We start from the raw sequence: 26,736 nt of genomic DNA, 5'->3' as shown, positions 1-26,736 counted from the left end.
CCTCAGGCGCCCGGCGGGTACTCGTCGTGGAACCGCAGGCCCGGCCCCCCGGCGTGCAGGCCGAGCGCCTCGGCCCGTCCCGCCGGTTCCTCCCAGGCCTGCTGCCGACCCAGGGCCGTCAGGTCGAGGTACGCGCTCGTCGTGCCGGTGTCCTCGAGCGCGCGGGCGAAGCCCGACCACGTGTGGAAGACGCGGTCGCCGTCCCGCAGGAAGGCGCTCACCCCCGGGTGGTCGCCCCGGCGGTGCGGTCCCCACTCGATCCCGGCCGCGGCGAGCTCGGGCTCGGGCTCGGAGCGGAAGTTGAGCAGGACCGGGGCGACCCGGTCGTCGACGGTGGACCAGAAGTCGTAGCCGAAGCGGGAGCCCTGCGACGAGTACCAGGGGAACGTCCAGCCCATCCGCTCGCGGAAGGCTGCGATCGTCGGGTAGGGCGCCCGCGTGACGGCGGCGAGCGTGGTGTTCGCCGCGTGCAGGTGCTCGAGGCGCCCGATGTCGTCCGCGGTGGCCGAGCAGCTCGGGCAGCCGGTGTCCTTCGGGTGCTCGACGCCGTCCTCGTCGACCTCGTGGTCCCACATGAACTGGTGCAGCACGAGCTGACGGCGGCCCTCGAACAGGTCGACGAGGGTCAGCGGGCCGTCGGGTCCGGTGAAGCGGTAGTCCTCGGTCACCTCGACCATCGGCATCCGGCGCCGTTCGGCGTTCACCGCGTCGCGGGCCCGGGTCAGCTCCTTCTCCTTCGCCAGCAGCGCGCGGCGCGCCACCAGCCACTCCTCGCGGGTGACGATCTCGGGCAGGCTCATGCGGAGAGCTCCTTCCGGGCGGGCAGGAACGCCGCGGCGAGTGCGCCGGCGGCGACGACGGCGGCGCAGACGCCCATGGCGGGGGCGAAGCCGGCGAGGAAGGCGGCCGGGTCGGCGTAGCCGCCGTGACCGGCGAAGACGGCGACGAGGACCGCCAGGCCCAGGACCCCGCCCAGCTCGCGGACCATCGACGTGACCCCGCTGGCAGCGCCCACGTCCGCGGGGCCGACCCGGGCGAGCACGGCGCTCGCCAGGGCCGGCATCGCGCCCGACCCGCCGACCGCGGACAGGACGAACGGCCCGATCAGGTCCGGGTAGGTGACGCCCGGCTCGGCCACCAGGGCGATCCACGCCGTCCCCGCGGCCGCGAGCACCAGACCGGCGACCCCCACGGGCCGGTTCCCGATCCGGTCGGCCAGCCGTCCGGCCAGCGGGCCGAGGACGAACAGCGCCGACGTCCAGGGGAAGAGCCCCAGCCCGGCCTCCAGGGGCGTGAAGCCGAGGGAGACCGCCAGGAGCTGGGAGTAGAAGAACACGCCGCCGAAGATCGAGGCGTAGAGCCCGATCGTGGCCAGGTTCCCGGCCACGAAGCCCCGGACCCGCAGCAGGTGCGGGGGGATCACCGGGGCCGCGACCCGGGCCTGGCGGCGCAGGAACAGTCCGAGCAGGAGCAGGCCCACCAGCGCCGCCCCGACGACCTCGGGCGCCGACCACCCCACCGGGTTGCCGCGCGAGAGCGCCCACAGGAGCCCGAGGGCGGCCCCGGTCACGAGCAGCACGCCGGTGACGTCCAGCGGCCGGGACTCGTCGTCGTGCCCCTCCCCCGCGGTGCGCAGCACCACCGGCAGCAGGAGCAGGCCGATCGGCACGTTCAGCCAGAAGATCCACTCCCAGCCGAGGGTGCTGGTGACGAGCCCGCCGAGGCCGGGCCCGGCCAGCACCGCCAGTCCGGTGACGCCCTGCAGCACGCCCAGCGCGGCGCCGCGGCGCTCCGGCGGGTAGGCAGCCGCCACGAGGGCCATGCCCAGGGCTGTGACGAGCGCGGCACCCGCGCCCTGGACGGCGCGGGCCAGGGCGAGCAGGGTCGCGTCCGGCGCGAGGGCGCACACCGCCGAGGCCGCGACGAACAGGCCCAGGCCGGCCGCGAACATGCGGCGCCGCCCGTAGCGGTCGCCCAGCGACGCGGCGGGGACGAGGAGCACGGCGAGCGCCAGGTTGTAGGCGTTCACCGTCCACTCCAGCGCCTCCACCGAGGCGCCCAGGTCCAGGCGGATCGTCGTCAGCGCCGTCGACACGACCAGCGTGTCCAGGGCGCACATCAACGAGGCCACGGACGCGACGGCCAGCAGCACCCGTCGTCGGGATTGCGTCCGGTGCTCGTCGGTGGCGCAGTTCTCCGTCTCGCAGACGGTCATGGCCGGTCCCTCCGGCTCGGGGCGGGGCGTCTCCCCGCCGTCAGGAGGACCGACGAGCTCAGCGGCGCGGATTCATCGGTGCGTCGGGCGGGAGTTCCGCCGGCATCCCGCACCGGGCCACGTGTTCCGGGCCGATGAACGCCGTGACCTGCGCGATCCGGTCCTCGCGCAGCGTCAGGACGTCGAGGACGTAGGCACGGAACACTCCGTCGTCCTCATCGCGCTGGTAGCCGACGACGGCGGGCTGCCCGTTCGCCGTCGTGAACCGGTGGCGCCAGGCGCGGGACAGCGGCTGGTCGAGCAGGAAGTCGGTGACGGCGTCGAGCCCGGCGTACCAGTGCGGCAGCGGCGGCATCGACCAGGTCACGTCCTCGGTGAGCAGCCCGACGAGGCCGGCGGCGTCCCCGCGCTCGAGGGCGGAGGCGTAGCGGCCGACGATCTCGTGGAGCCGGGCGTCGCCCAGCGCGCGCAGCGTCCGTTGCTGGGACGGGTCGGGGACCTTCTCCCGGACGACGGCCCGCGCACGCTGCAGGGCGCTGTTCACCGAGGCGCGGGTGGTCGCCATCTGATCGGCGATCTCGTCCGCGCTGAACCCCAGCACCTCGAAGAGCAGGAGGGCCGCGCGCTGGTTGCCGGGCAGGTGCTGCAACGCGGCGACGAACGCGAGCTCGACGGACTCGCGGTCCTGGACGCGGTCGTCGGGTCCCTCGGGCCACGGGCCGAGCCAGGCGATGTCGGTCGCGGGCTCGCCCCGCTGTGAGCGCTCGCTGGACGGGCCGAGGTCCATCGGGAGCGCTCGACGGCCGCGGCGCTCGATCGCGGTGAGGCAGACGCGGGTTGCGATGCGGTGCAGCCAGGTGCGCACCGAGCTGCGTCCCTCGAAGTCCGCGAACGAGCGCCAGGCGTTGACCAGCGTCTCCTGGGCCGCGTCGTCGGCGTCGGCGGCCGACCCGAGCATGCGGTAGCAGTGCGCGTGCACCTCGCGGCGCCACGGCTCGACGACGGCGGCGAAGGCCGTGGCGTCGCCCGCGCGGGCGCGGGCGACGGCCTCCTCGGTGGTCATGCGGCCGGAGCCTAGTGAGCCCCCGTCGTCCGGAGGGCCTCCGAACTCGACCGGGAACTCAGACCGGCAGGACGGTCGGCACGATCATCGGCCGGCGACGGTAGGTCTCGCCGACCCACTTGCCGACCACCCGGCGCACCGACTGCGCGATCCGGTGGGTGTCGGTGATGCCCTCGGCCTCGGTGCGCGAGAGCTCCATCTCGACGAGCGAGACGACGTCCTCGAGCGCCTTCGGGTCGTCGGAGAACCCGCGACCGCTGATGCGCGGCGGCGCGACGGCCCGACCGGTCGCCGCCTCGACGGCCACCGTGATGGCGATGAACCCGCCCTCGCCGAGGACCAGGCGGTCCGACAGCGTCGTCTCGCCGACGTCGCCGACCTGGTTGCCGTCGACGTAGACGTGCCCGACCTCGACCCGGCCCGCGATGGCGGCCTTCTTCTCGACGAGGTCGACCACGACGCCGTCCTCGGCGATGACGACCCGGTCGGACGGCACCCCGGTGCGTTGCGCGATCGCGGCGTTGGCCCGCAGGTGGCGCCACTCGCCGTGCACCGGCATGACGTTGCGCGGGCGCAGGGCGTTGTAGAGGAACAGCAGTTCGCCGGCGCTGGCGTGCCCGGAGACGTGGACCTTCGCGACGCCGGAGTGCACCACCTCGGCGCCGAGCCGGGTGAGCCCGTTGATGACGGCGAAGACCGCGGTCTCGTTGCCGGGGATCAACGACGAGAGCAGGACGACCGTGTCGCCCGGCGTGATCGTGATCTGGCGGTGGTCGCCGCGCGCCATCCGGCCGAGCGCGGAGAGCGGCTCGCCCTGCGACCCGGTGGAGACCAGGACGACGTCGCGCTCGGGCATCGCCAGAGCGTCGTCGAGGTCGACCAGCAGGCCCTCGGGGATGTCGAGCAGGCCGAGGTCGGCGGCGATCCCCATGTTCCGCACCATCGAGCGCCCGGTGAAGCAGACCTTGCGCTTGTGCTGCTGCGCGGCGGTGAGCACCTGCTGGACGCGGTGCACGTGGCTGGCGAAGCAGGCGACGATCAGCCGGCTGGGGGCCTTGCGGAACACGTCGTCGATCACCGGCGCGATGTCGCGCTCCGGGGTGACGAAGCCGGGGACCTCGGCGTTCGTCGAGTCGACCAGCAGCAGGTCGACGCCCTCGTCGCCGAGCCGGGAGAACCCGGCGAGGTCGGTGAGGCGCCCGTCGAGGGGCAGCTGGTCGAGCTTGATGTCCCCGGTGTGCAGCACGGTGCCGCCGGGGGTGCGCACGGCGACGGCCAGGGCGTCGGGGATCGAGTGGTTGACCGCGAAGAACTCGCAGTCGAACGTCCCGTAGTGGCTGCGCTCGCCCTCGCGGACCTCGAGCAGGCGCGGGGTCAGGCGGTGCTCCCGGCACTTGGCCTCGACCAGCGCGAGCGTGAAGCGCGACCCGACGATCAGCAGGTCGGGCTTGAGCCGCAGCAGGAACGGCACGGCACCGATGTGGTCCTCGTGGCCGTGGGTGAGCACGAGGGCGTCGACGTCGTCGAGGCGGTCCTCGATGGTGCGGAAGTCGGGGAGGATCAGGTCGACGCCGGGCGAGTCCTCGGACGGGAAGAGCACGCCGCAGTCGACGATCAGCAGCCGGCCGCCGTACTCGAGCACCGTCATGTTGCGCCCGACCTCGCCGACGCCGCCGAGCGCGACCACGCGCAGCGCGCCCTCGGCGAGCGGCTTCGGGAGCGCCTCGGCGTCCCGCGGGACCGACTGGGTCGGGGTCCCGGTGCCGCCGCAGTCGTGCTGCTGGGACTGCTGGTGTTGCTGCTGCTGGCCGCCGTTCTTGCGGCGCGACGCGGTCGATCGGCTCACCGGGCAGCTCCGGTGGTGTTCAGGTGGGAGATGGGTTCCTCCTGGTCAGGGGGCGGCGCCCGGCACACGCGTTCGTGACGCCGGGTGCGCGGGCAGCCGCCCGCGGGTGCGGCTGCTCGGCAGCCGCGGGAAGTCTCGGGTGGCACGCTGCGGGGTCGCGCCTCGTCGGCCGCTCCGGGCCGGGGTCCACGCTCGCTGTCATGCCGGGTTCAGCGTACCGCGCCCGGGCTCCTAGAGGCCGCGGTCGGTCGCCTTCGTCGCGGCCACGTCCGCGGGCTCGCCGTCGAAGGAGACGACCGCCTGCTCGCGCCCGCTCGCGTAGACCACCAGCTCCCCCGGCTCGCCGGTGATCGTCACCGTGCGCGGGCCGGACTTCACCGCGTGCTCCGCGCCGTCCGGGCGGCGCAGCGTGACCCCGACCGGGCTGGAGCGGAAGGCCAGCTTGCCCAGCATGCCGAGCTGGGACCACAGGATCGCGTCGCGGGCCTCGTCGGCCGGCCGCGGCGACCAGCCCTCGCGGGCGCGCCGGACGTCCTCGTGGTGGATGAAGTACTCCTGCACGTCGACCCCGACGAGGAACGGCAGCGCGATCGGGCTCCACAGGGGCGGGCCGCTGCGGATCAGCGCGATGTTGGCGCCGTAGTCGCGGTCGGCGGCCTGGTTCTGCACTCGCTGCGTCCAGAACGACAGCGGCTTGACCAGGATGCCGGGCGCCGCGTCGGGTCGGCGCTCGCGGATCACGAGGTGGGCCAGCAGGTCGCGCGTGGTCCACTCCCCGCACAGGGTGGGCGCGTCGGGCCCCTCGCGCAGGAGCGAGTCGGCGAGGGCGTTGCGCTCGGCGGCGGCGACGGAGGCTCCACTCATGCGCGTGTCCTACCCACGGTGGCGGGAGACGAAGCGCAGCAAAGCTCGACCCGGGCGTACTGCCCGGTCACCCTTCGGCGACGAACGGGCTGGACGCGACCCGGGAGCCGTTCGGCAACTCCGAGATGACGAAGTCGGCGAACACGTTCGGCACCTCGGCCTGCAGCGCCTCCAGGCACAGGATCGCCAGGTCGCGGATCTCGACGTCGGCGTGCTCGGAGGCGCGCATCGCGACGAAGTGCCGCCACGCCCGGTAGTTGCCGGTGACGACGATGCGGGTCTCGGTGGCGTTCGGCAGCACCGCCCGCGCGGCCTGCCGGGCCTGCTTGCGGCGCAGCGTGCGGTTCGGCTCGTCGGCGAACCGCTCCTCCAGGCCGGCGAGGAGCTTCTCGTACGAGGCCAGCGCCGCGGCGGACGCCTCCTCGAACAGGGCGTGCAGCTCCGGGTCCTCCGCGATCACGGTCGGCTCGACCATGGCCGCGTCGGTCTCCGGGACGTAGCGCTGGGAGAGCTGCGAGTAGGAGAAGTGCCGGTGGCGGATCAGCTCGTGGGTGAGGCTGCGCGACATCCCGGTGAGGTAGAAGCTCACGGTCCCGTGCTCGAGCACCGACAGGTGGCCGACCTCGAGGATGTGCCGCAGGTAGCCCGCGTTGGTGGCCGTGGCCGGGTTCGGCTTGCTCCACGACTGGTAGCAGGCCCGGCCCGCGAACTCGGCCAGCGCCTGCCCGCCGTCCGCGTCGGTCTCCCACGGCACGTCGGCCGGCGGCACGAACGCCGTCTTCGCGATGAGCTGCACCCGGGGCGTCACGGTCTCTGCCACGCGGCCACGGTAACCGGCACCCCCGACAGCCACGGCAGACACCGCGTGGTGTCGTTCTCCGACAGCAGAACTCCTTGCCGTGGTGTCGTCATGGTGTCACTGTGGTGCCCATGGACCTCACGCCCTACGTCACCGCGCTGCGGGACGACCTCGCCGCCGCGTCGTCGGTGGGCGACGAGCAGACCGCCCGGGCCGGCACCGCGCTGGCCGGGGCTCTCGAGCCCGCCGTCCGCCTCGCGCTGCAGAACGCCCTGTCCGACCTCACCGCCGAGATCTCCGAGAAGCTCGACGACCACGCGGTCTCCCTGCGCCTGCGCGGGCGGGAGGTGGAGGTGGTCGTGGACAGGGAAGGACCCGCGAACGCCGGCTCCGACGAGCAGTCCGGCTTCTTCGCCGGCCCCTCGTCCAGCCCGTTCGCCGGTCCCGGCGGACCCTTCCGACGGCCCGGCGAGCAGCCCGGCTTCACCCCGCCCGGCCGACCCGGCGCGGACATGGGCGACATCTCCCGAATGACGCTGCGCCTGGTCGACCAGATCAAGGGCCAGGCCGAGCAGGCCGCGGCCTCACAGGGGATGTCGTTGAACTCCTGGATCTCCCAGGCCGTCCAGGGCGCGCTGCGCGACAACCTGGGTCACGGCCACGGCCGCCGTCGGTGGGAGGGGTCCTGGGGCCCGGACGAGCGTCCCGAGCGGCCGGAGCGCCCCTCGGAGGGCCCGAAGGGCTCCTCCTCCGACGACGATCCCGACGACGAGGGCGGCTCCGGCGGCTCCGGGGTCTCCGGGTGGGTGCGGGGATGAGCGCGCCCGAGGAGATGCGCCGGTCCGAGCGGTTCCCCACCACCGGGCCCGCCGAGCTCGTGGTGGAGATCGACGCCGGCCGGGTGGACGTGCGCCTCGACGCCACCGCCGGCGCCGACACCGTGTCGGTCGAGGTCGCGGCCGACGCCGAGGGCGCTCCGGGCTGGGTGCGCGGCCTGGCGGGCCTGGTCGACGCCGCGAGCGGGCTCGAGGCCCGGTTCGGGGTCGACCTGGGCTCCCTGGCCGGGCTGGGCGTGCGGCGCGACGAGTCGCCTGAGGAACGGGCCGCGCGGGCGGTCGCGGAGACGACGATCGCGTGGGAGGCCGGTGCCCTGCGGGTCCGCTCGCCGCAGGAGGTCGCGCTGCGCACCGTGCCCCTGGCCGTCGTCGTGCACGCCCCGGAGGGCTCCGCCGTCACGGTGCGGGCCGGGGCCGCGCCGGTCGACGTCGCGGGACGGCCGGGCACGGTCGAGGTCGCGACCACCGGTTCCGTCTCGCTCGACCGCACCGCCGAGCGCTCGCGCATCCGCTGCGGCGCCGGTGACGTGACCGTCGGCCGGGTCGAGGGCCCGCTGCGGGTCAAGGGCGGCGCGGGCGACGTGTTCCTCGACGGGGTCACCGCGGGCGTCGAGGTGGTCACCGGCAGCGGGTCGGTCACCGCCGGCCGGGTCGCCGCGGACCTCGCGGTGCGCTGCGGCAGCGGGAACGTGACCGTCCGAGACGCCTCGGCGGGCGACCTGGACCTCTCCACCGGGGCCGGGACGATCCAGGTCGGCGTGCACGCCGGGGTCGACGCGTCGGTGGACCTCCGCTCGGCGGCCGGGCGCTCGACGTCGGACCTGCCGGTGTCCGCCACCCGGAGCGAGCACGACCGGTCGTCGGGAACGGTCCGCATCCGCGGGCGCGCGGCGGCGGGCGACACCCGGGTGGTGCGCGCCGGGGCCTGAGGTCGCCGTCCCCCTCGCGGAACGAACGACCCGTTCGTGCAGATAGAGGCCACGAACGGGTCGCTCGTTCCGATCGACGGCCGAGGCCCGGTGCACGCACCAACCCGGAACCACGAACGGCCCGTTCATCACGGAAGATCGTGACGAACGGGCCGTTCGTGCGTGCGGGACGGACCTAGTCGCTCCGCGCCCCCGCGAGGGTGGCGCCGAGGACGTCGTGGTTGAGCTGCGAGATCGACGCCAGCGGGATGCCCTTGGGGCAGACCTCCGCGCACGCGCCGACGTTGGTGCAGCCGCCGAAGTCGAGCTCGTCCTGCTTGGCCAGCATGGAGATCGCGCGGGTCTGGCGCTCGGGCTGGCCCTGCGGCAGGAGCCCGAGGTGCGTGATCTTGGCGGCCGTGAACAGCATCGAGCTGCCGTTCGGGCAGGCCGCGACGCAGGCGCCGCAGCCGATGCAGGTCGCGGCGTCGAACGCGTCGTCGGCCGAGACCTTGTCGACCGGCGTCGCGTGCGCCTCCGGCGCGGACCCGGTGTTGACGCTGACGTAGCCGCCGGACTGGATGATCTGGTCGAAGGCCGACCGGTCGGTCACCAGGTCCTTGATGATCGGGAACGCCCGCGCCCGCCACGGCTCCACGTCGATCGTGTCGCCGTCCTTGAAGTGCCGCATGTGCAGCTGGCAGGTCGTCGTGTTCTTCTGCGGGCCGTGCGGCTGGCCGTTGATGACCATCGCGCACGAGCCGCAGATGCCCTCGCGGCAGTCGTGGTCGAACGACACCGGGTCCTCCCCGGCGAGCTGGAGCTGCTCGTTGAGCACGTCCAGCATCTCGAGGAACGACATGTCCTCGTCGACGTCGTCCAGCTTGTACTTGACCATCTTGCCCTTGGCGTCAGCGTTCTTCTGACGCCACACGCGCAGTGTGAGCTTCACTTGTAACTCCGCTGACTCGGGTGGACGTAGGAGAACTCGAGGTCCTCCTTGTGCAGGACCGGCTTGCCGCCGTTCCCGTACTCCCACGCGGCGACGTAGGAGAAGTTCTCGTCGTCGCGCTGCGCCTCGCCGTCCTCGGTCTGGTGCTCGACGCGGAAGTGCCCGCCGCAGGACTCCTCGCGGTGCAGGGCGTCGGTGCACATGAGCTCGGCGAGCTCCATGAAGTCGGCGACGCGGCCGGCCTTCTCCAGCGACTGGTTGAACCCGTCGCCGGTGCCGACGATCTTGACGTCGCGCCAGAACTCCTCGCGCAGCGAGGGGAGCCGATCGAGGGCCTTCTCCAGGCCCTCCTTGCTGCGGGCCATGCCGCACTGGTCCCACACGAGCTGGCCGAGCTCGCGGTGGAAGGAGTCCACGGTGCGGTTGCCGTTGGCCGAGAGCAGCGTGTCGATGCGGTTGCGGGTCGCCTCGACGGCCTCGACGACGGCCGGGTGGCTCTCGTCGATCGGGTCGAACGGCCCGTCGGCGAGGTAGTTCGGCACCGTCGTCGGCAGCACGAAGTACCCGTCGGCCAGGCCCTGCATCAGCGCGGAGGCGCCGAGGCGGTTCGCGCCGTGATCGGAGAAGTTGGCCTCGCCGCCCACGAACAGGCCCGGGATCGTCGAGCGCAGGTCGTAGTCGACCCACAGCCCGCCCATCGTGTAGTGGATGGCCGGGTAGATGCGCATCGGCGTCTCGTACGGGTCGTCCCCGGTGATGCGCTGGTACATCTCGAACAGGTTCCCGTACTTGGCCTCCACGGCGTGCCGGCCGAGACGGCCGATCGCGTCCTTGAAGTCCAGGTACACGCCCAGCCCGCCCGGGCCGACGCCGTGCTCGGCGTCGCACATGTTCTTCGCGGCGCGCGAGGCGATGTCGCGCGGCACCAGGTTGCCGAAGCTGGGGTACTGCCGCTCCAGGTAGTAGTCCCGCTCGTCCTCGGGGATCTGGTTCGGCGGGCGCGAGTCGCCGCGCTCCTTCGGCACCCAGACGCGGCCGTCGTTGCGCAGCGACTCCGACATCAGGGTCAGCTTCGACTGGTACTCGCCGGAGACCGGGATGCAGGTCGGGTGGATCTGCGTGTAGCAGGGGTTCGCGAACAGCGCCCCCCGCTTGTGCGCCCGCCAGGCGGCCGTGACGTTCGAGCCCTTGGCGTTCGTCGACAGGTAGTAGACGTTGCCGTAGCCGCCGGTGCAGAGCACCACGACGTCCGCGAGGTGGGTCTCGATCTGCCCGGTGAGCACGCTGCGCGTGACGATGCCGCGCGCCCGGCCGTCGGCGACGATCAGGTCGAGCATCTCGGTGCGCGGGTGCATCTCGACGGTGCCGGCCGCGATCTGGCGCTCCAGGGCCTGGTAGGCGCCGAGCAGCAGCTGCTGGCCCGTCTGGCCGCGGGCGTAGAACGTCCGCGAGACCTGCGTGCCACCGAACGACCGGGTGTCGAGCAGGCCGGAGTACTCCCGCGCGAACGGGACGCCCTGCGCCACGCACTGGTCGATGATGTTGACCGACGCCTCGGCGAGACGGTGCACGTTCGACTCGCGTGAGCGGAAGTCGCCGCCCTTGACGGTGTCGTAGAACAGCCGGTGCACCGAGTCGCCGTCGTTGCGGTAGTTCTTCGCCGCGTTGATCCCGCCCTGCGCGGCGATCGAGTGCGCGCGCCGCGGCGAGTCCTGGAAGCAGAAGGACTTGACGTGGTAGCCCGCCTCGCCGAGCGTCGCGGCGGCCGCGCCGCCCGCCAGACCGGTCCCGACGATGATCGCGGTCATCTTGCGGCGGTTGGCCGGGTTGACCAGCCGCGCGGAGAACTTGCGGTCGTTCCACCGGTCGCCGATCGGGCTGTCCGGTGCACGGTTGTCGGCGATCGGGTCACCGAGCAGCCAACGCCCCTCGCCCTGGACCGCCGTGGGCTCGTCCTGCAGCTCAGACATCTCTCACCTCACCAGACCGATCATGACCGACACCGGGACGATCGCGAATCCGACCGCGATCACGACGCCGACACCGATGGAGAAGGACTTCAGGGCGTGCTGGCGGACCGCGCTGTTGCCGCCGAACGTCTGCGTGGCCGACCACAGCCCGTGGCTGATGTGCAGGCTCAGCGCGACCATCGCGAGGATGTAGAAGATCGCCACGACCGGGCGGTCGAAGCTCGCGACGAGCTTGTCGTAGGCCGTCGCGTCGCCGTCCGCGGGGTTCACCGTGCCGGTCGTGAGGTCGAGGATGTGCCAGATCACGAACAGCGCGATGATCACGCCGCCCCAGCGCATGGTGCGGGCGGCGTAGCTGCCCTGGTGGCCCTTGTGCTGGTAGCCGACCGGGCGTGCCTTCTTGGCCCGGTACCAGAGGCTGAACGCCGCGACCATGTGCAGCACGACCGAGGCCAGCAGCACGACGCGGATGCCCCACAGCACGCCCTCGTAGCCGAAGATCTCGGCGCCGAGCGTGCGCAGGTGCTCGGAGTAGGAGTCGAACGTCTCCTGCCCGAAGAAGATCTTCAGGTTGCCGATCATGTGGGCGATCACGTACAGCAGGAAGATCACGCCGGTGACGGCCATGACGAACTTCTTGCCGACGGACGTGCCCCACGTCCTCGTCACGATGTTGCGCTGCTGGGTCAGGACCACGACGACACGCTAAGCCCGGGAACACGCCGACTGCCAATGCATGCAAGACGGTTCAGCGATGCACATAAGCTATCGGAGTGACCCTCAAACAGCTCAGGTACTTCCTCGCTGTGGCGGACACCGGCCGGTTCGTGCAGGCAGCGGCGGATGTGCGCGTCGCGCAGCCCACCCTGAGCCGCCAGATCCAGGCCCTCGAAGATGATCTCGGTGAGACCTTGTTCACCCGGGGTCGCGATCACGTCACACTCACCTCGGCGGGTGACACCCTGCTGCCGCTCGCCCGCCGCATCGTCGCCGACGTCGAGACCGCCCGGCTGGAGATCGCCGAGCTCGCCGACCTCCGCCGCGGGCGCCTCCGGCTCGGTGCCACGCCCTCGCTGTGCGTCAGCGTCGTGGCCGACGTCCTCGCGGTGTTCCACGCCTCCTACCCCGGCATCTCGCTGCAGATCTCCGAGGGCGGCTCGCAGGACCTGGTGGCCGACCTGGAGGACGGCCAGCTCGACCTCGCCCTGCTCATCCACCAGGCCGACCGGCTCCCGACGGCGGCCCTCGCGCTGACCCCGGTGCTGCGCGAGGAGCTGGTCGCGGTGTCGGCGACGGCGGGGCAGACCCCGCTCGACGAGGTGCTCGGCGACCACGCGGGCATCGCCGAGATCGCCCGGCACCCGATGGTGCTCAACCGCCCCGGCTACGAGCTGCGCGAGGCGGTGCTCTCGGCGTGCGCCGCGGCCGGGGTGACGCCGCGCATCGCCGTCGAGGGCGGCGAGATGGACGCCGTGCTGCGCATGGTCGAGCGCGGGCTCGGGGTCGCGATCGTGCCCAGCCTGGTGCTGGCGGGACGCTCCGGGCTGCGCCCCACCCGGCTGGACGGCTCCGGGTGGACGCACCGCACGATCGCGCTCGCGCACCGCACCGACGTCTCCCCCACCCGCGCCGCGGAGGCGTTCCGGGAGACCCTGCTCGCCGTCCTCGCGCGGACCTCCCGCACCGGCGGCCTCCCGCCGGGCGTGCGGTTCATCCACCCCGCGTGAGCCCACCGAGCACCTCCCGGGCAATGCCGCCGGCGCGCAGCACCTCGGCGGGCGCCGCGCCGAGCGCGGCCCCGGCGTCGTCGTCGGAACCGAACTGGAACGGCACCTGCGTGACGTAGCAGCACGCCGCCGCGACCTTGCGCTCCAGCACCGACGCCACGTCCACCGCGACCTCGCGCCCGGCCACGTGGTCCATCGGCACCGCGTCGGGGCGGCGGAGCACGTAGGGGGTGTCGCGCCACCACGCGACGCGTGCGGGGTCCACGAGTTCGGACACCACCGCGGAGACCCACTGGTGGTCGACGTGGTCCCCGAGCGCCTGCGGGGCCAGCACGACGTCGGCGTCGGCGAGCAGCGGCGCCAGGGCCTCGGCCAACGGACCGGCCACCACGTCGTCGTCGTGGCGGCCCGCGAACAGCTCGGGGGCGGAGTCGTACCCGCGGTGCGGCGCCTCGAGCAGCCCCAGGTGCCGCCCCGTCACCCCGAGGGTCTCCAACGCGCGCCGGTCCTCCTCGCGGCGCAGCGCCATGTAGTCCACGTCGGCCGCCAGTCCCTTGTCCAGCTGCGTCGACAGGCCGAACGGGGTCACGACGGCGGGATCGGTCGAGCCGGTGAAACACGTGACGACGAGGGTGTCGGCCCCCAGCCGCGCGAGCGTGCCGCCGACCGAGAACACGGCGTCGTCGAGGTGCGGGCTGACCGCGATCACCGTCATCCCCCCGTCGCTCCGCTCGCCTCCGGTCACAGCAGGTGCGGGGCCGCGCGGAACCGGCAGGACGGGTCCACGGGTGGGTCGGGGACGGCGGGGACCGGCACGTCGCGGACTCGTCGGGAAGCACCGTCGTAGACGTCGGTGACCCGGTCGGCGATCACCGGCCACGACCACACGGCCCGCACCTCGTCGAGCGCGCGCCGGGCCATGCCCACCCGCAGCCCGTCGTCGTCGAGGACCCGGGCGATCCCGGCAGCCAGTGCGGCCGGGTCCTTCGCCGGCACCAGCACGCCGTTGTCGCCCGGCCGCACGCAGTCCCGGACCCCGACGACGTCCGTGGAGACCACCGGCAACCCGGAGGCCATCGCCTCGAGGATCGTGTTGGAGAACCCCTCCGCGTAGGTGGGGCTGACGAAGACCTCGCCGCGCCCGTACACCTCGTGCGCCTGCTCGTAGGGCGTGTAGCCGAGCTGGTCGACGTGGTCGTCGAGGCCGAGCTCGGTGACGCGCTCCGCCACCAGCGCGGTGTCCGGCCCGATCCCGGAGACGACCAGGCGGACCGTGCGGCCGGCGTCGAGCAGCATCCGGTGCGCCTCGAGCAGGTCGAGCACGCCCTTCCGGGCGTCGACGCGACCGTGGTAGAGCAGCACGGGCTCCGCGGAGAGCGCCCCGGGGTCGTGCGCCGGGGTGAACCGTTCGGTGTCGGTGGCCCCGGAGACGATCGTCCAGCGCGCCGGGTCGACCTCGTGGCGGGCGGACACCTCGGCCGCGAACGACGGCGAGCCGATCACCAGCGCCGGCGCGTGCGTGAACACCGCGCGGACCAGCTCGCGGTGGGTGGTGCAGCACGTGCCCACCCAGTGGCCGTCGCCGCCCTGCACGCTCACGACGGCGGGCAGGCCCAGCTCGTGCGCGGCGCGCAGCACGGCCAGGCCGTTGGGGTAGGCGTACTGGGCGTGCAGCACGTCGAACGGGCGCTGCGCGTGCAGCCGCGCGATCGTCGCCCGCATCGTCTCGACGTCGGCCTCGAAGTCCGCCGGGCGGCCGGCGGCGACCTCCTGCTCGCCGAGGGCCTCGAGCGCCACCACCTCGACGCCGTCGGGCACCCGCTCCGGTGGCGGCGGTCCGCCGCCGTACACTGCGCGGCCCTCCGGGTCGCCGCGGTACTGGGAGATCATCGTGACGTCGTGGCCCGCCCGGACGAGGTGGCGCAGCAGGTTCTCCGCGTACGCGCTCATCCCCGAGACGGCCGGCCAGTAGCGGCGCGAGACGAAACAGATCCTCATGTGTCCTCCTCCCCGTTCTCCAGCGCCCGCAGCGTCGCGATCGCCTCCGGCACGAGCCGGTCGGCGCGGTGGGAGTCGCGGGAGAGCTCCAGGCTGACCAGCCCGCGGTGCCCCACGTGGCGCAGCGCGCCGACGACGGCGCCCAGGTCCATGTCGCCCTCACCGGGGGCGCGGTGGTCGTGCACGCCGCGCGGCATGTCCTCCACGGCGACCGCCCCCAGGTGCCCGGCGAACGCGCGCACCGCGGCGGCGGGCTCCCAGCGGCCGGAGACGATGCAGTGGCCGGTGTCGAGGGCCAGCGTGATGTCGGGGACCTCGGACTGCAGCGAGGTCCAGTCGTCGAGGTCGTCGACCAGCATCCCGGGCTCCGGCTCGACGGCGACGGTCACGCCGCGGCGCCGCGCGTGCTCGGCGACCGTCGCGACGCCGTGCACCAGGTGCTTCCAGGCGTCGTCCGCGTCCAGCTCCGGCGCGAGTACCCCCGCCCAGAACGACACCGCCTCGCTGCCGAGGTCCGCGGCGACGTCCACGCACAGCCGCAGGAAGTCGATGCGGCGGGCCCGGTCCGAGGCGTCGGCACTGACCAACGTGGGGTGGTGCTTGCGGCGCGGGTCGAGCAGGAACCGGGCGCCGGTCTCGACGACGCTGCCCAGTTCCAGGTCGCGCAGGCGCTCGGCCAGGGTCGCGGTGCGGGCCGCGAGGTCGGGGGCGAACGGGTCGTGGTGGGCGACGTCGAGGGTCAGCGCGACCCCGGCGTACCCGTGGTCGGCCAGCATCTCCAGGGCGTCGTCGAGCCGGTGGGACGTGAGGCCGTTCGTGTTGTAGGCCCAGCGGATGGTCATCCGAACCGCACCTCCTCCCCCGCGGCCACGCGGGCGACGGCGTGCCGGGTCGGTTCGCGGTAGAGCGGGTAGAGGTCGCCGACCACCCGGTCGACGCGGTCGCGGTCCAGCCAGGCGCGGTCGCTGCCGCGCTCGTCGGACAGCCGCGCCGCCTCGTCGTCGGGGAGCAGGACCGGCAGGGCCGCAGCGTGGGGTGGGTCGCCGAGCCCGACCAGCCCGAAGGCCGGGTCGTGCGGGTCGCTCGCGCGGTCGAGCAGCCGGTCCACCCCGCGGCGGCCGATCCGCCCGTAGGACATCGTCTCGACCTCCAGCCCCGGGACGATCACCTTGGCGACACAGGCGCCGTCGTCATCGGCCAGCACGGCGAGCACGTCGAACTCCCGCAGCCGGCCCATGAGGTCGTCGAGGAGCGCGACCGGGGTGTGCACGGGCGTCGTGGGCAGCTCGTCGAACCGCACGCGCGAGTGTTCGGCCAGCACCGGTTCCAGCAGGTCGCGCAGGTCGTCGGCGCGGCGCCCGGCCCAGTCCTGCATGGCGCGGAAGGCGCGGGCCTCCTGCGGGGGCAAGGGCTGGGCGAACTCGCGCTCCCAGTAGCTCGCGGGGGCGAGCGGGCGCACCGTGTCGAGGTCGGCGTGCGCGAACGTCTTGCGCACGCGGGCGGAGCAGAACTCCAGCACCGCCTTCTGCAGCGCGACCTCGCGGTCGGGGTGGGCGGCCTCGCCGCAGGCGGTCAGCGCGATCGGGTGCGGCGGGTCGCCGGCGACGTCGTACCCGACGACGTGCAGGTCGGTGACGCCGAACGCGGTCGAGGCCAGCTTCGGGACGACGCGCAGCCCGGCGTCGCGCAGGCGCCCGAGCAGCGCGCGGGTGTCCGGGTCGGCGACGAGCTCGTCGTCGCGACCGGTGTCGATCACGAGGCCGCGGTCGAGCGCGCGGAACGCGGTCGCGTTGCCGTCGCGCTGGAGGAGCTCCCCGAGGGCGTGGGCGAGCGCGCGCTCGACGGTGTCGCCGGCACCGCAGCCGTTGGTGATGACGGTCGTGAGCCGCTCCGCCGGGTCCTGCCACGGCAGGTCGACGGGGTAGGCGGCGGCGAACTCGGCCGGCACCAGCACGGTCTCCCCCGTCCGCACCCGCGTGGCCGGCAGCCACCAGCGCTCGGCGTCCGGGTCGTAGCGCGTCCCGGCGGGCAGGACGAGGCGGACCGGGTCGACCACCCGGGCATCGCCGAGGCGGGCCCGCAGCGCGGTGTAGGAGTCGCGGGTGCGCGCCAGGGTGCGCAGGTGGCGGGAGAGCAGCATCTCCTCGGCGAGCTCCGCGCGGGCGGCGACCCGGGCGCGGTCGGCGGTGAGCCCGTAGCCGAACGCGCCGGAGCGGGGCCACTCGCCGGAGGGGTCGGCGAAGTCGGCCGCGATCACGTGCACCCCGGTGTGGTCGACCGACCCGAGGGCGATCTCGTCGGTCTCCCCCGACGGCAGGGCGTCCGTGTAGGCCTGCGCCACGGCGTCCAGGTCGGCGTCGAGGGTCACGAGAGCTCCGCCAGCGGGATCGGACCCGCGACCGGCTGCGCGGACAGCAGCCGGTCGTAGAGCGCGAGCACGTGGGCGGTGGTGACGCCCTCGACGAACTCGAACGGCGTGGCGACGGCGTCGAAGTCCAGGGAGCCGATGATCTTGTAGGCGTCCCGGATCTCCTGGTGGGAGAGCGGGATCTGCGCGTGGTAGGCCTTGTGGGCGGAGAGTCCGGTCGCCCGGCCCTCGTCGTCGAGCGCCGCCTTGAGCATGTCGCCGCAGAACAGCACCCGCCGGCGCTCGTCGTGCAGCACCATGTGGCCGTCGAAGTGCCCGCCGGTGCGGTGCGCGACCAGGCCGGGCGCGAACTCGTGGCGGTCGTCGAGCGGCCACGTCACCCGGAACGTCTTGGTCCACTCCAGGTCGCGCACCCCGATCGCCATGACCGGCGGGTCCAGGGCGTCCTGGAGCTGGAACAGCGCGCCGTACCCGTGGACGTGGCTCGCGGCCAGTGCGATCAGGCCGCCCCGGCGACGGATCTCGGCGAGGCCCTCGTCGGGGTAGAAGCCGGCGCCCTCCCAGCCGACCAGCCCGTCGTCGGTCTCGATCACCCACCCGCTCGTGCCGAGCCCGACCTGCGGCTCGCACCAGAACCCGGTGATCCCCGGCCGCACCTCGGCCCAGCGCGCCTCGCGGCCTCGCGCGATCTCGTCCAGCGGCCGGAAGTCCCACCCGTCGTCGGGCAGGGCGTTGCGGACGTCGGTGCAGACCGGGCAGGCCGGCGGGACGGCGAACCAGCGCTGCCAGTGGCCGCAGTTGGTGCAGGTCCAGGGGCTCAGGGGCACGTCGACTCCTCGGGTCGGTCTGCGCGGGCGAGTGCGTCCAGCAGCAGTTCGTGCAGGGCGAGGTCACGGGCGAGCGGCCAGGGCCACGGGCGTTCCCCGCGGACGGCGGCGCCGAACGCGGCGATCTGCCGCTCGAACGGGCCGTCCGGGTCGAACGTGACCGACTCCGCGGCGCCGGTGGCGGCGTCGTGCAGCGTCAGGGTGCCGCCGGCGACCTGGCCCAGGGTGTCCTCGGCGACCAGCTGCCCGCGCGTGCCCACCAGTTCCAGGCGCCGCCGCGGCAGCGCGTCGGGCAGGCAGAAGCTCACGTGGGCGTCGAACAGCGTCCCGGACGCGGTGGCGCCGACCAGCACGGCGCCGTCGTCGGCGGCGGGGTCGGCGTAGTCGTGGACCCGGCGGCGGGTCAGCGCGGTCAGGCGGGTGAGGTCCTCGCCGAGCAGGGTCCCGACCAGGTCGATGCCGTGCGGCGCCAGGTCGATGGCCGCCCCGCCGCCGGCGAGCGCGGTGTCGACGCGCCAGTTGGTGTCGTCGCGGGTGTGCGGCGGCCGCCACGACGGCGGGAGCCAGCAGCCGTAGACGATCCGGGCCGCCGTCACCGTGCCCAGGCGGCCGTCGGCCACGAGCCCGCGGATCGTCGCGTGGGCGGGGTGGAAGCGCTGGTCGAACGCGGTCGCGACCAACCCGTCGCCCGCCGCGTCCACCATGGCCCGCGCGTCGGCGACCGTGTGCGCCATCGGCTTCTCACACAGCACCGGCAGCCCGGCCGCGGCGAGGGCGGACACCAACGGCCGGTGCGCGTGGTTGGGGGTGGCGACGTAGACCGCGTCCGGGCCGGCGTCGACGAGCGCGGCGAGGTCGTCGGTGGCGAGGACACCGTCCGGCAGGTCGGCGAGCGCGCCCGGGTCGCGGTCGCACACGCCGACCAGGCGGGCGTGCGGGTCGGCGGCGATCGCGGGGAGCACGTGGTCGCGGGCCACCCACCCCAGCCCGACCACGCCCCACCCCGTGCTCACCAGCGCTCCGGGAGCTCGACGAGCACGCGTCGCCGCGCCGCCTCGTCGTCGGGAAGGTCCTCGGGTCGGTGCTCGGGGAGGTACTCGGCGGCGCGCGCGCCGTACTCCTCGCCCCACCGCGCGTTCGGCCACTCCCGCACGCCGTCGCGGTAGAGCGGGTTCGGGTGCAGCGGTGCACCCGGGGACGGGTCGAGCAGGCCCGCCCGCGGCGTCGCGTCCGCGTGGTCGAGGGCGAGGGCGACCGCCTCGGTGGACCGCAACCCGTTCCCGACGGCGGGTCGGGCCGGGCGGCCCGCCAGCGTCGCGTGCGTCAGCTCCTCCTCGGCGTAGGTCAGGGCGTCCGGCAGCAGCGCGGCCCAGGCGTCGACCGTCAGCGGGTGCCCGGCGGCGCCGAGCGGGTGCTCGGCGTTGTGGCAGTGGGCGGCGAGGACGGCGCCGCCGGGGCCGGCGAGCGCGACGGCGCGGTGCAGCACGTCCGCGGGGTCGTCCAGGAAGTACAGGGCGTCGTGGCAGCAGACCCAGCGGTCGCCGTCGGGCTCGATCGGCCACGTCGCGCGCAGGTCCGCGCAGACCAGAGCCACCTCGGCATCGGCCGGCAGGACGAAGCGCCGGGCCAGCCAGAGCTTGCCGAAGACGACGTCGACCCCGGTGGCGGGCCCGACCTCGCCGGGCTCGAGGACCAGGCGGCGCAACAGGTGCCCGGCGCCGCAGGCGAGGTCGACGACCGGTCGCCCGGCCGGCGGGTGCGTGGCGACCAGCGCGGTGACGGCGAGGCCGGACGGGTCGTGGTCGCGGTGCAGGAAGTAGTCCCCGACTCGGCCCAGGCCCAGCCCGCGGACGGCGTCGCGCAGGGTCGTCGCCGGGTCGGCCGCCGCCTCGTACAGCGCGGCCAGCCGCTCCGGCGGTGGCGGCGGCTCGTCCCACCAGTCGTCGTTGTCGGCGAGGAGCACCGCGGCCGCGTCGCCCGGCCGCCCGTCGTCGAGGGCCGCGAGGGCCCACTCGACGACCTCGTCGCGGTCCACCCGCAGGTACGGGATGCCGTCGAGCACGGGCCAGCGCCGCCGACCGTCGGTCAGCGAGTGGTCGGTGTCCGCGTGCAGGGGGCGGCCCGAGAGGGGGTCGATCACGGCAGCAGGCCCGCCTCGGTGAGGACGGCGTCGTGGTAGGCCGACACCGGGGACACGTGGACGAGCTCGAGGTCGACCAGCGCGTCCTTCGCGGTGAACGCGGCTGCGCGAGCATGGTGGTGGACCTGCAGCACCCGGTCGAGCACGTCCGCGGCGTGGAAGGCCCGGCCCAGCGGGGTGTCGGCGTCCGAACGGGCCGCGAGCAGCGGCCGCAGGCGGTCGGCGAGTGCGGTCGGCAGCGTGGCCAGCTCGCGCTCGGTGAGCCGCTCGAGCACGGGCTCCAGGTGGTCGCCGAGCAGGATCTCCCCCGCGAACCCGGCGTCGGGCATGGCGACGTTGTGCAGGTGGTGGGCGAGCCCGAGCAGGAACGCCTCGCCCCGGTCCGCGCCGTGCTGCTCGGCCAGCAGGGCGCCGTAGACGGCGACCGCCCAGCAGTGCTCGCCGTGGTCCTCGGGCGGCTCGACGATCAGCCGGGGCCGCCCGGGAGCGGTCGCGCCGGCCCGGGGCTGGTCGACGAGGACGGCCGCGAACGCCGGGGCGTGCGCGAGGTCCTCGACGGGGTTGGGGGCGTCGACCAGGCGGTGCCGCGTGTCGTCGGGGAGCGCCGCGCCGACCTCGGCGATCGCGCGGGCCCGGACCGCGCGGGCCTCGTCGTCGTGAAGACCCGCGTCCCGGAGCACGCCGGCGTCGAGGCCGGCGAGCCGGGCGCCCGCCACCGCGGCCGCGCACTCGGCGTCGGCGACGCTCGTCGGGTCGGCGCCTCCGGCCAGCGCCGACCACGCGCGCAGGAAGGCGTGGTCGGCGATCGAGCCGGGCCGGCCCGCGACGTGCACCCGCTTGAGGTCGCCGATCTCGCGGAGGCAGCCGACCAGGTCCACGAGCGTGCTCGTCATCCGAGCCACTCGCGCAGGACCTGCTCCTGGCGGTAGAGGGCGTGCACCGGCTCGGAGCCGTCGCGTGTGATCGGCGCCTTGAAGAAGTAGCCGAGCTGCTCCTGCGCCCCGCCCTCCTTGCGCCGGGCGGCCTCGTCGACCATGCGCGCCAGCTCGAGCACCAGCGGCGCCGCGAGGATCGAGTCGCGGCACAGGAAGTCGACCTTGATCTGCATCTTCTGACCGAGGAAGCCGGTCAGGTCGACGTTGTCCCAGGCCTCCTTCTCGTCGCCGCGGGGCTTGTAGTAGTCGATCCGGACCTGGTGGTCCTCGACGTGGTAGCCGAGGCACTGGTCGAGGACGTTGCCCTTGGTCTGCAGCTTCGCCTGGAGGGAGTCGGCGTCGTCGAGGACCTGGCCGTCGCGGTTGCCGAGGATGTTCGTGGAGTACCACCCGTCGACGTGGAGCGAGCGGGACGCGAAGGCCGGCGCCAGCACCGTCTTGATCATCGTCTGGCCGGTCTTGCCGTCCTTGCCGGCGACCGGGACGCCGCGCTGCAGGGCGAGCTCGAGCAGGGCCGGGATGTCCGCCGAGGCGCTCGGGGTGAAGTTGACGTACGGCGAGTCCGTGGTGATCGCGGCGTAGGCGTACACCATGCTGGGGCTGATCACCGGGTCGTCGGCGTCGACGGCCTGCTCGAAGGCCTCCGGCGTCTGCAGCGCCGGCAGCGTCAGGTCCGGCCAGCGCTCGGTCGACGCGAGGTTCACGACGACGACGCGGTCCAGGTCCTGCTCCGTGCGGAACCGCTCGATGTCCGCCCGGACGTGGTCGATGCGACCACGCACCGACGAGATGGGCACGACGTTGGCCCCCACGGCGTTGCGGCAGTACTCCGGGTCCGCGACGGCGGGCCACGGCGCGACGGCGGCGAGTCCCGCACCCGACGCCTCGATGACGTTCGGCTCGAGCACCCGGTGCAGGTGGGCGGCCTTCGCGAGGTCGTCGCCGTCGAGGTCCCAGCCGCCGAACACCAACGACGTGTAGGGCACCAGCGAGGTGACGTCGGCGAACGGCAGACCGTCCGTCCCGCACGCACCGACCTTCAGCAGCTCCACCCCCGCGATCGCGGTGGTCGACACCGCGCCGCCGACCCCGACGACGGCCACCCCGACCTTGCGCTGCTCGTCCGACACCCGACGTCCTCCTCGTTGCCAGGCCCCGGCGCGTCCGCGGGCCGACTCCCTGAGTGCTCCCCGGCCGGTCCTCGTCGGCAAACGGCAGCTTCTCCGGGACGTCCGGTCGGTGTGCGGCGGTGTGCCGTCGCGCCGAGCGGGTAGCCGCGCCGATGCACCTGCTCGTCCTGGGTGGCGGCGGCTTCCTCGGCCGCCACGTGGCCGCCGCCGGACTCGCCGCCGGGCACGACGTGACCGTTCTCTCCCGGCGCGGGTCGGCCCCGGTGGAGGGGGTCGAGGCGCTCGCCGGCGACCGGCAGGGCGACCTCTCCGCCCTGGACGGCCGCCGCTTCGACGCGGTGCTCGACACCTTCTCCGACCCCGGCGCGGTGGCGCGGACCGCGGCGCTGCTCGACGGAGCGGCGGGCGCGTACGGCTACGTGTCGGGCATGAGCGTGTACCACCCGGAGGGCCCGGCGGTGCCCGGCGCGGGGGACCCGGTGCGACGTCCCGGCGACTCCGACGACGCGTTGCAGGAGCGCTCGCTGGAGAAGCTGGGGGCCGAGGCGGCGGTGGCCGGGCACTTCGGCGGGCCGGCGCCCGTGTTCCGGGTGGGGATCATGGTCGGGCCGCACGACCCCACCGACCGCTTCACCTGGTGGCCGGTGCGCCTGGCCCGGGCCCTCGTCGGGGAGGCGGACCGTGAGGTGTTGGCGCCGGGCGACCCTGGTCGCGTGGTGCAGTACAGCGACGCCCGCGACATCGCGGCGTTCATGGTCTCGGCGCTGGACCGGCGCTTGGACGGTGTGTTCGACACCGTGGGCCCGGGGCGGGCGCAGCCGCTGTCGGCGGTGCTCTCGGAGTGCCTGCTCGGGGTCGGGGGCCGGCCGGAGGACGTCTCGTGGGTGTGGGCCGGGGAGCAGTACCTGCGGGAGTCGCTGGCCGACGTCGAGGAGGAGGCCCGCCCGCTGTGGTTCCCGGAGGACCAGATCCCGCAGGACGCGATCGACTCCTCGTCCGCGATCACGGCGGGGCTGCGCTTCCGGCCGGTCGCCGAGACCGCGCGGGACGTGCTCGCCCGGGTGCGCGAGGAGGGCCGGACGGAACTCGCGGCGGGTCTGGACCCGTCGTTCGAGCGCGCCCTGATCGCCGGGCGGTGACGGCCCGGGCGAACTGCGTCCTCGAGTGCGACACCACGCAGGATCCGGGGCCACCGGACCTGCGCCACGTAGCACTCGGCGGGCTCAGACGGGCTGCAGCAGGGCGCGTGAGAGCTGCGGCGCGAGCGGGCCGCCCTCGACGACCACGTCGTCCAGCCCCAGCCACGCCGCCATGTCGCGCAGCGCTCCCGCCAGCTCGGCGGCGACCCGGGCCTCCTCCGCACCGCGCTCGATGCACTCCGGCTCCGCGAAGGCGGCCGGCACCCGCAGCACGCCGGCGGCCCGGTCGGTCTTGAGGTCGACCCGCCCCACGAGCTGCCCGTCGAGCAGGAACGGGAAGACGTAGTACCCGTGGGTGCGCTGATCGGCGGGCGTGTAGATGCCGATCCGGTAGGTGAAGCCGAAGATCCGTTCGGTCCGCGGGCGGAACCAGATCAACGGATCGAACGGCGCCAGCAGCGCGCGCCCCGTGATCCGCCGCGGCACCCGCAGGCCGGGCAGGCGGTAGGCCGGCGCGCCCCACCCCGCGACCTCGACCTCCTCCAGCTCGCCCGCGTCGAGGAGCTCGGCCACCGCCACGCGGCTCTCCGCGGGCGGCAGCCGGTAGTGGTCGCGCAGGTCGGGCTCCGTGGCGACCCCGTGCGCCGCGGCCGCCCGCAGCGTCAGCGCCCGCATCGACTCCGCACGGTCGGGCTCGCGGGCGTGGATCCCCGGCGGGATGACGTCCTCGGCCACCGAGTAGGCACGCCGGAAGCCGCGCCGCGTCCCCGTCGTCAGGACCCCCGTCGCGAACAGATGCTCGCAGGCCACCTTGACGTCGGAGCGGTGCCACCACCCGCCATGGGCGCGGGCCTTGCGCTCCCCGCCGTCGCCGAGCACCTCCTCGACCTGCCGGGCCTCCAGCGGGCCGTGCGCGGCGACCGCGTCGTGCACCGCGTCCAGGATGTCCGGCCGGTGGTCGAGCGCGGTGCCCAGCCAGCGGCTCGTGCGCGCGGTGTTGTCCCGCATCCGCCAGCGCAGGAGCGGCCAGTCCTCCACCGGGATCAGGCTCGCCTCGTGCGCCCAGAACTCGACGAACGCCCGCCGCCGGCGGTCGGCCGCGGTCTGCGGCCAGGCGAGCGCGTCGAGAGCGTCCCGGTCGTAGCCGCCGAGCCGGGCGAACACCGGTGCGTAGTGCGCCCGCACCGCCACGTTGACCGAGTCCAGCTGCAGCAGCCCGAGGTGCCGCACGAGCCGCGTCAGATGGCCCCGGTTCGGTGGGCCCGACCGCGGCGGCGCGTCCAGCCCCTGCGCGCCGAGCACCGCCCGGCGCGCCGCCGCCGCACCCATCCGCTCCGGTGACCCCACGCCGGCGATCGTGCCAGCCACCCCCGACAACCACCGGAACAGGAGCGGCCACACCGGCGTTGACCAGGGAGAACACTGAAGGAGGACCCATGATCGGAGATCGCGTCGAGATCGTCGTCGACGCCGGCGGCACCACCCGCAGCTGGGACGTGGAGGCCACCCGTGCCGGTCGCCGGGTGGAGATCGCGCACGGGCGCGGCGTCGTCGAGGTCAGCGAGGTGACCCGCGGCGGCACCCCGGTGCGCACCGCGCGCTTCATGTCCTCGCGGGTGCTCGCCCTCGTCGAGCACCCGGCCTCGGCCACCGTCCGACTGGCCGACGACGAGCCGCCCGTGCTGCCCCTGCCGCGCCCGGCCTGATCAGGCCAGCAGCGGGGCGAGCCGCCGGGCGGTCTCGCCCGCGCGGCTGACCGTCACCAGGTGGACGCCGTCCACGAGCCCGGAGTCCCGCAGCGCGACGACGTGCTCACAGGCGGCGTCGACCCCGGCGTCGGGATCGTCGTCCAGCGCGTCCAGCAGCCCCGCGGGCAGCTCGAGGTCCGGGATCGCCCGCGCCACCCCGTCAGCCATCCGCGGCCCGGTCGGCACCAGCACGCCCGCCCGGACCGGCACCTCCACCTGCGCGTGGGAGCGCCACCGCTCCACCGCCTCGACCGAGAACGCCGGCGGCAGCCACAGCACGTCGGCCGCCCGCTTCCACCGCGCGAGCGGCTTCCCCAGCGGCGCCACCACCCCGACCCGCAGCGCCACCTCGTGCTCGTCGGCGAACGCCCGGGTCTCGTCCAGCATCGCCCGCACCCCGAGCGGGCCGTCCTCGGCGTCGTCGTCGGGCGGGTCGCCGCGCAGCAGCAGCACCTCGCCCACGCCCAGCGCCACCAGCCCGAGCAGGTCGCGGCGCAGCCCGAGCCGGTTGCGGTCGCGGGCGTTCAGCACCGCGGTCACCCGGGCGCCCGCGGCGCGGGCCGCCGCGGTCACGGCGACACCCGACACCGCCGCCCGCCCCGTCGGGTTGTCGGGGGCGAGGACGTGGTCGGTCAGCGGGGCGAGGTCGGCGACCTGCCGCCGGACCGGGTCGAGGTCCGGGCGGTGCGGGACGTCGATCTCGGCGACCACGTCCAATGTCACGACACCTCGGTCAGCGTGCCCGCGTCGACGTCGTAGACGAACCCGCGCACCGCGTCGGTGTGCAGCAGGAACGGGCTGGAGCGCACCGCGGACAGCGAGTCGCGGACGTCCTGCTCGGTGTCGGAGAACGCCCCGGGCCGCCACGCGGGCCTCTGCCCGCAGTCGTTCTCCAGCTCGCCCACGAACTCGTCGTCGTCGAACGTCGCCATCCCGCACTTCGTGTGGTGGACGAGCACGACCTCCGTCGTACCCAGCTTGCGCTGGCTGATGGTGAGCGAGCGCAGCACGTCGTCGGTGACGACCCCACCGGCGTTGCGGATGACGTGCGCCTCGCCCGGGCCCAGCCCGAGGGTGCGGTAGACGTCGAGGCGGGCGTCCATGCAGGCCACGACGGCGACGTGGCGCGACGGCGGGCCGGGCTGCCCGCCGTCGGTGAAGCCGGCGGCGAAGGACTCGTTGGCGGCGACGAGCTCGTCGGTGACGGACAACGGGTGCTCCCTGTCTGGTCGGCGTATGCGTCGGAACTGATCATTCCCGACGGCGGGTGG

The 26,736-nt window shown here is 74.3% G+C and carries 26 protein-coding genes; 5 read left to right on the top strand and 21 right to left on the bottom strand.

The genetic code is table 11. From position 1 onward, the window contains the following. Nucleotides 1-2: 2 nt before the first annotated feature. From WCD74_RS09055 to thyX, 6 genes are all read right to left on the bottom strand, one after another. Nucleotides 3-800, bottom strand: a complete 798-nt coding sequence (locus tag WCD74_RS09055) for a DUF899 domain-containing protein (RefSeq protein ID WP_337694517.1) — start codon at nucleotides 798-800, stop codon at nucleotides 3-5. Next, nucleotides 797-2,215: an MFS transporter gene (locus WCD74_RS09050; RefSeq protein ID WP_337694516.1), complete on the bottom strand. Its 1,419-nt coding sequence runs from the start codon at nucleotides 2,213-2,215 to the stop codon at nucleotides 797-799. The genes WCD74_RS09055 and WCD74_RS09050 overlap by 4 nt, the downstream gene beginning before the upstream one ends. A gap of 58 nt (nucleotides 2,216-2,273) precedes the next feature. Further along, entirely contained in the window at nucleotides 2,274-3,278 is a 1,005-nt protein-coding gene (locus tag WCD74_RS09045; RefSeq protein ID WP_337694515.1) for a sigma-70 family RNA polymerase sigma factor, read from the bottom strand. Between the two features lie 58 nt (nucleotides 3,279-3,336). After that, entirely contained in the window at nucleotides 3,337-5,124 is a 1,788-nt protein-coding gene (locus WCD74_RS09040) for a ribonuclease J (RefSeq protein ID WP_337694514.1), read from the bottom strand. Nucleotides 5,125-5,355: 231 nt separating this feature from the next. Further along, a complete protein-coding gene (locus WCD74_RS09035) occupies nucleotides 5,356-5,988 on the bottom strand; it encodes a TIGR03085 family metal-binding protein (protein WP_337694513.1) in 633 nt (210 codons plus the stop codon). A 67-nt stretch (nucleotides 5,989-6,055) separates the two neighbouring features. Beyond that, a complete protein-coding gene (gene thyX, locus WCD74_RS09030; RefSeq protein ID WP_337694512.1) occupies nucleotides 6,056-6,808 on the bottom strand; it encodes an FAD-dependent thymidylate synthase in 753 nt (250 codons plus the stop codon). Nucleotides 6,809-6,918: 110 nt separating this feature from the next. On the opposite strand from thyX, the gene WCD74_RS09025 reads away from it, so the two are divergent. Further along, on the top strand, nucleotides 6,919-7,605 hold the full coding sequence (locus WCD74_RS09025; RefSeq protein ID WP_337694511.1) for a toxin-antitoxin system HicB family antitoxin: 687 nt from the start codon (nucleotides 6,919-6,921) through the stop codon (nucleotides 7,603-7,605). Further along, nucleotides 7,602-8,552 carry a DUF4097 family beta strand repeat-containing protein gene (locus tag WCD74_RS09020; protein ID WP_337694510.1) on the top strand — a complete coding sequence of 317 codons (951 nt, stop codon included), beginning with the start codon at nucleotides 7,602-7,604 and terminating at the stop codon, nucleotides 8,550-8,552. Before WCD74_RS09025 ends, WCD74_RS09020 begins: the two co-directional genes overlap by 4 nt. Before the next feature lie 175 nt (nucleotides 8,553-8,727). Here the strand turns inward: WCD74_RS09020 and WCD74_RS09015 are convergent, their stop codons facing one another. The 3 genes from WCD74_RS09015 to WCD74_RS09005 are packed head-to-tail and all read right to left on the bottom strand — an operon-like array spanning nucleotide 8,728 to nucleotide 12,149. Further along, nucleotides 8,728-9,483, bottom strand: coding sequence for a succinate dehydrogenase/fumarate reductase iron-sulfur subunit (locus tag WCD74_RS09015; RefSeq protein WP_337694509.1), 756 nt, complete (start codon nucleotides 9,481-9,483; stop codon nucleotides 8,728-8,730). Continuing rightward, a complete protein-coding gene (locus WCD74_RS09010; protein ID WP_337694508.1) occupies nucleotides 9,480-11,453 on the bottom strand; it encodes a fumarate reductase/succinate dehydrogenase flavoprotein subunit in 1,974 nt (657 codons plus the stop codon). The genes WCD74_RS09015 and WCD74_RS09010 overlap by 4 nt, the downstream gene beginning before the upstream one ends. A gap of 3 nt (nucleotides 11,454-11,456) precedes the next feature. Continuing rightward, entirely contained in the window at nucleotides 11,457-12,149 is a 693-nt protein-coding gene (locus WCD74_RS09005; protein WP_337694507.1) for a succinate dehydrogenase cytochrome b subunit, read from the bottom strand. Between the two features lie 77 nt (nucleotides 12,150-12,226). On the opposite strand from WCD74_RS09005, the gene WCD74_RS09000 reads away from it, so the two are divergent. After that, a complete protein-coding gene (locus tag WCD74_RS09000; RefSeq protein ID WP_337694506.1) occupies nucleotides 12,227-13,180 on the top strand; it encodes a LysR family transcriptional regulator in 954 nt (317 codons plus the stop codon). On the opposite strand, the gene WCD74_RS08995 is transcribed toward WCD74_RS09000, so the two are convergent. Genes WCD74_RS08995 through WCD74_RS08955 form a run of 9 tightly spaced genes read right to left on the bottom strand, consistent with a single transcriptional unit; the run spans nucleotide 13,164 to nucleotide 22,578 of the window. Continuing rightward, nucleotides 13,164-13,895, bottom strand: a complete 732-nt coding sequence (locus WCD74_RS08995) for a PIG-L deacetylase family protein (protein ID WP_337694505.1) — start codon at nucleotides 13,893-13,895, stop codon at nucleotides 13,164-13,166. The genes WCD74_RS09000 and WCD74_RS08995 overlap by 17 nt on opposite strands. A 26-nt stretch (nucleotides 13,896-13,921) precedes the next feature. Next, complete coding sequence (locus WCD74_RS08990; RefSeq protein ID WP_337694504.1) at nucleotides 13,922-15,178, bottom strand: glycosyltransferase family 4 protein; 1,257 nt, start codon at nucleotides 15,176-15,178, stop codon at nucleotides 13,922-13,924. Next, nucleotides 15,175-16,020 (bottom strand): sugar phosphate isomerase/epimerase family protein, encoded by an 846-nt coding sequence (locus WCD74_RS08985; RefSeq protein ID WP_337694503.1) that lies wholly within the window; start codon nucleotides 16,018-16,020, stop codon nucleotides 15,175-15,177. The genes WCD74_RS08990 and WCD74_RS08985 overlap by 4 nt, the downstream gene beginning before the upstream one ends. Then, the gene (locus WCD74_RS08980) at nucleotides 16,017-17,546 is read right to left on the bottom strand and encodes a YcaO-like family protein (RefSeq protein ID WP_337694502.1); all 1,530 of its coding nucleotides are present in this window, start codon (nucleotides 17,544-17,546) and stop codon (nucleotides 16,017-16,019) included. Before WCD74_RS08980 ends, WCD74_RS08985 begins: the two co-directional genes overlap by 4 nt. Continuing rightward, complete coding sequence (locus tag WCD74_RS08975; RefSeq protein WP_337694501.1) at nucleotides 17,543-18,373, bottom strand: MBL fold metallo-hydrolase; 831 nt, start codon at nucleotides 18,371-18,373, stop codon at nucleotides 17,543-17,545. The genes WCD74_RS08980 and WCD74_RS08975 overlap by 4 nt, the downstream gene beginning before the upstream one ends. Then, a complete protein-coding gene (locus WCD74_RS08970) occupies nucleotides 18,364-19,386 on the bottom strand; it encodes a Gfo/Idh/MocA family protein (protein WP_337694500.1) in 1,023 nt (340 codons plus the stop codon). The genes WCD74_RS08975 and WCD74_RS08970 overlap by 10 nt, the downstream gene beginning before the upstream one ends. Continuing rightward, the gene (locus tag WCD74_RS08965) at nucleotides 19,383-20,513 is read right to left on the bottom strand and encodes a class I SAM-dependent methyltransferase (protein WP_337694499.1); all 1,131 of its coding nucleotides are present in this window, start codon (nucleotides 20,511-20,513) and stop codon (nucleotides 19,383-19,385) included. The genes WCD74_RS08970 and WCD74_RS08965 overlap by 4 nt, the downstream gene beginning before the upstream one ends. After that, entirely contained in the window at nucleotides 20,510-21,406 is an 897-nt protein-coding gene (locus WCD74_RS08960; protein ID WP_337694498.1) for an HD domain-containing protein, read from the bottom strand. The genes WCD74_RS08965 and WCD74_RS08960 overlap by 4 nt, the downstream gene beginning before the upstream one ends. Then, nucleotides 21,403-22,578, bottom strand: coding sequence for an inositol-3-phosphate synthase (locus tag WCD74_RS08955; protein WP_337694497.1), 1,176 nt, complete (start codon nucleotides 22,576-22,578; stop codon nucleotides 21,403-21,405). The genes WCD74_RS08960 and WCD74_RS08955 overlap by 4 nt, the downstream gene beginning before the upstream one ends. Before the next feature lie 152 nt (nucleotides 22,579-22,730). Here WCD74_RS08955 and WCD74_RS08950 point away from each other — a divergent pair, with 152 nt between their 5' ends. Continuing rightward, nucleotides 22,731-23,717, top strand: coding sequence for an NAD-dependent epimerase/dehydratase family protein (locus WCD74_RS08950; RefSeq protein ID WP_337694496.1), 987 nt, complete (start codon nucleotides 22,731-22,733; stop codon nucleotides 23,715-23,717). 84 nt (nucleotides 23,718-23,801) lie between these two features. Here the strand turns inward: WCD74_RS08950 and WCD74_RS08945 are convergent, their stop codons facing one another. Further along, a complete protein-coding gene (locus WCD74_RS08945) occupies nucleotides 23,802-25,046 on the bottom strand; it encodes a winged helix-turn-helix domain-containing protein (protein ID WP_337694780.1) in 1,245 nt (414 codons plus the stop codon). Nucleotides 25,047-25,153: 107 nt separating this feature from the next. On the opposite strand from WCD74_RS08945, the gene WCD74_RS08940 reads away from it, so the two are divergent. Continuing rightward, nucleotides 25,154-25,423 (top strand): DUF8836 family protein, encoded by a 270-nt coding sequence (locus WCD74_RS08940; protein WP_337694495.1) that lies wholly within the window; start codon nucleotides 25,154-25,156, stop codon nucleotides 25,421-25,423. On the opposite strand, the gene WCD74_RS08935 is transcribed toward WCD74_RS08940, so the two are convergent. Next, nucleotides 25,424-26,188, bottom strand: coding sequence for a hypothetical protein (locus WCD74_RS08935; RefSeq protein ID WP_337694494.1), 765 nt, complete (start codon nucleotides 26,186-26,188; stop codon nucleotides 25,424-25,426). Next, entirely contained in the window at nucleotides 26,185-26,676 is a 492-nt protein-coding gene (locus tag WCD74_RS08930; RefSeq protein WP_337694493.1) for a beta-class carbonic anhydrase, read from the bottom strand. The genes WCD74_RS08935 and WCD74_RS08930 overlap by 4 nt, the downstream gene beginning before the upstream one ends. Nucleotides 26,677-26,736: the final 60 nt, after the last annotated feature.

This window comes from Actinomycetospora aurantiaca (assembly GCF_037401875.1).
In the GTDB taxonomy this organism is placed as follows: Bacteria; Actinomycetota; Actinomycetes; order Mycobacteriales; family Pseudonocardiaceae; genus Actinomycetospora; species Actinomycetospora aurantiaca.
Note: the sequence above shows the minus strand (reverse complement) of the source record. Positions and strands in the feature narration are given on the sequence as shown.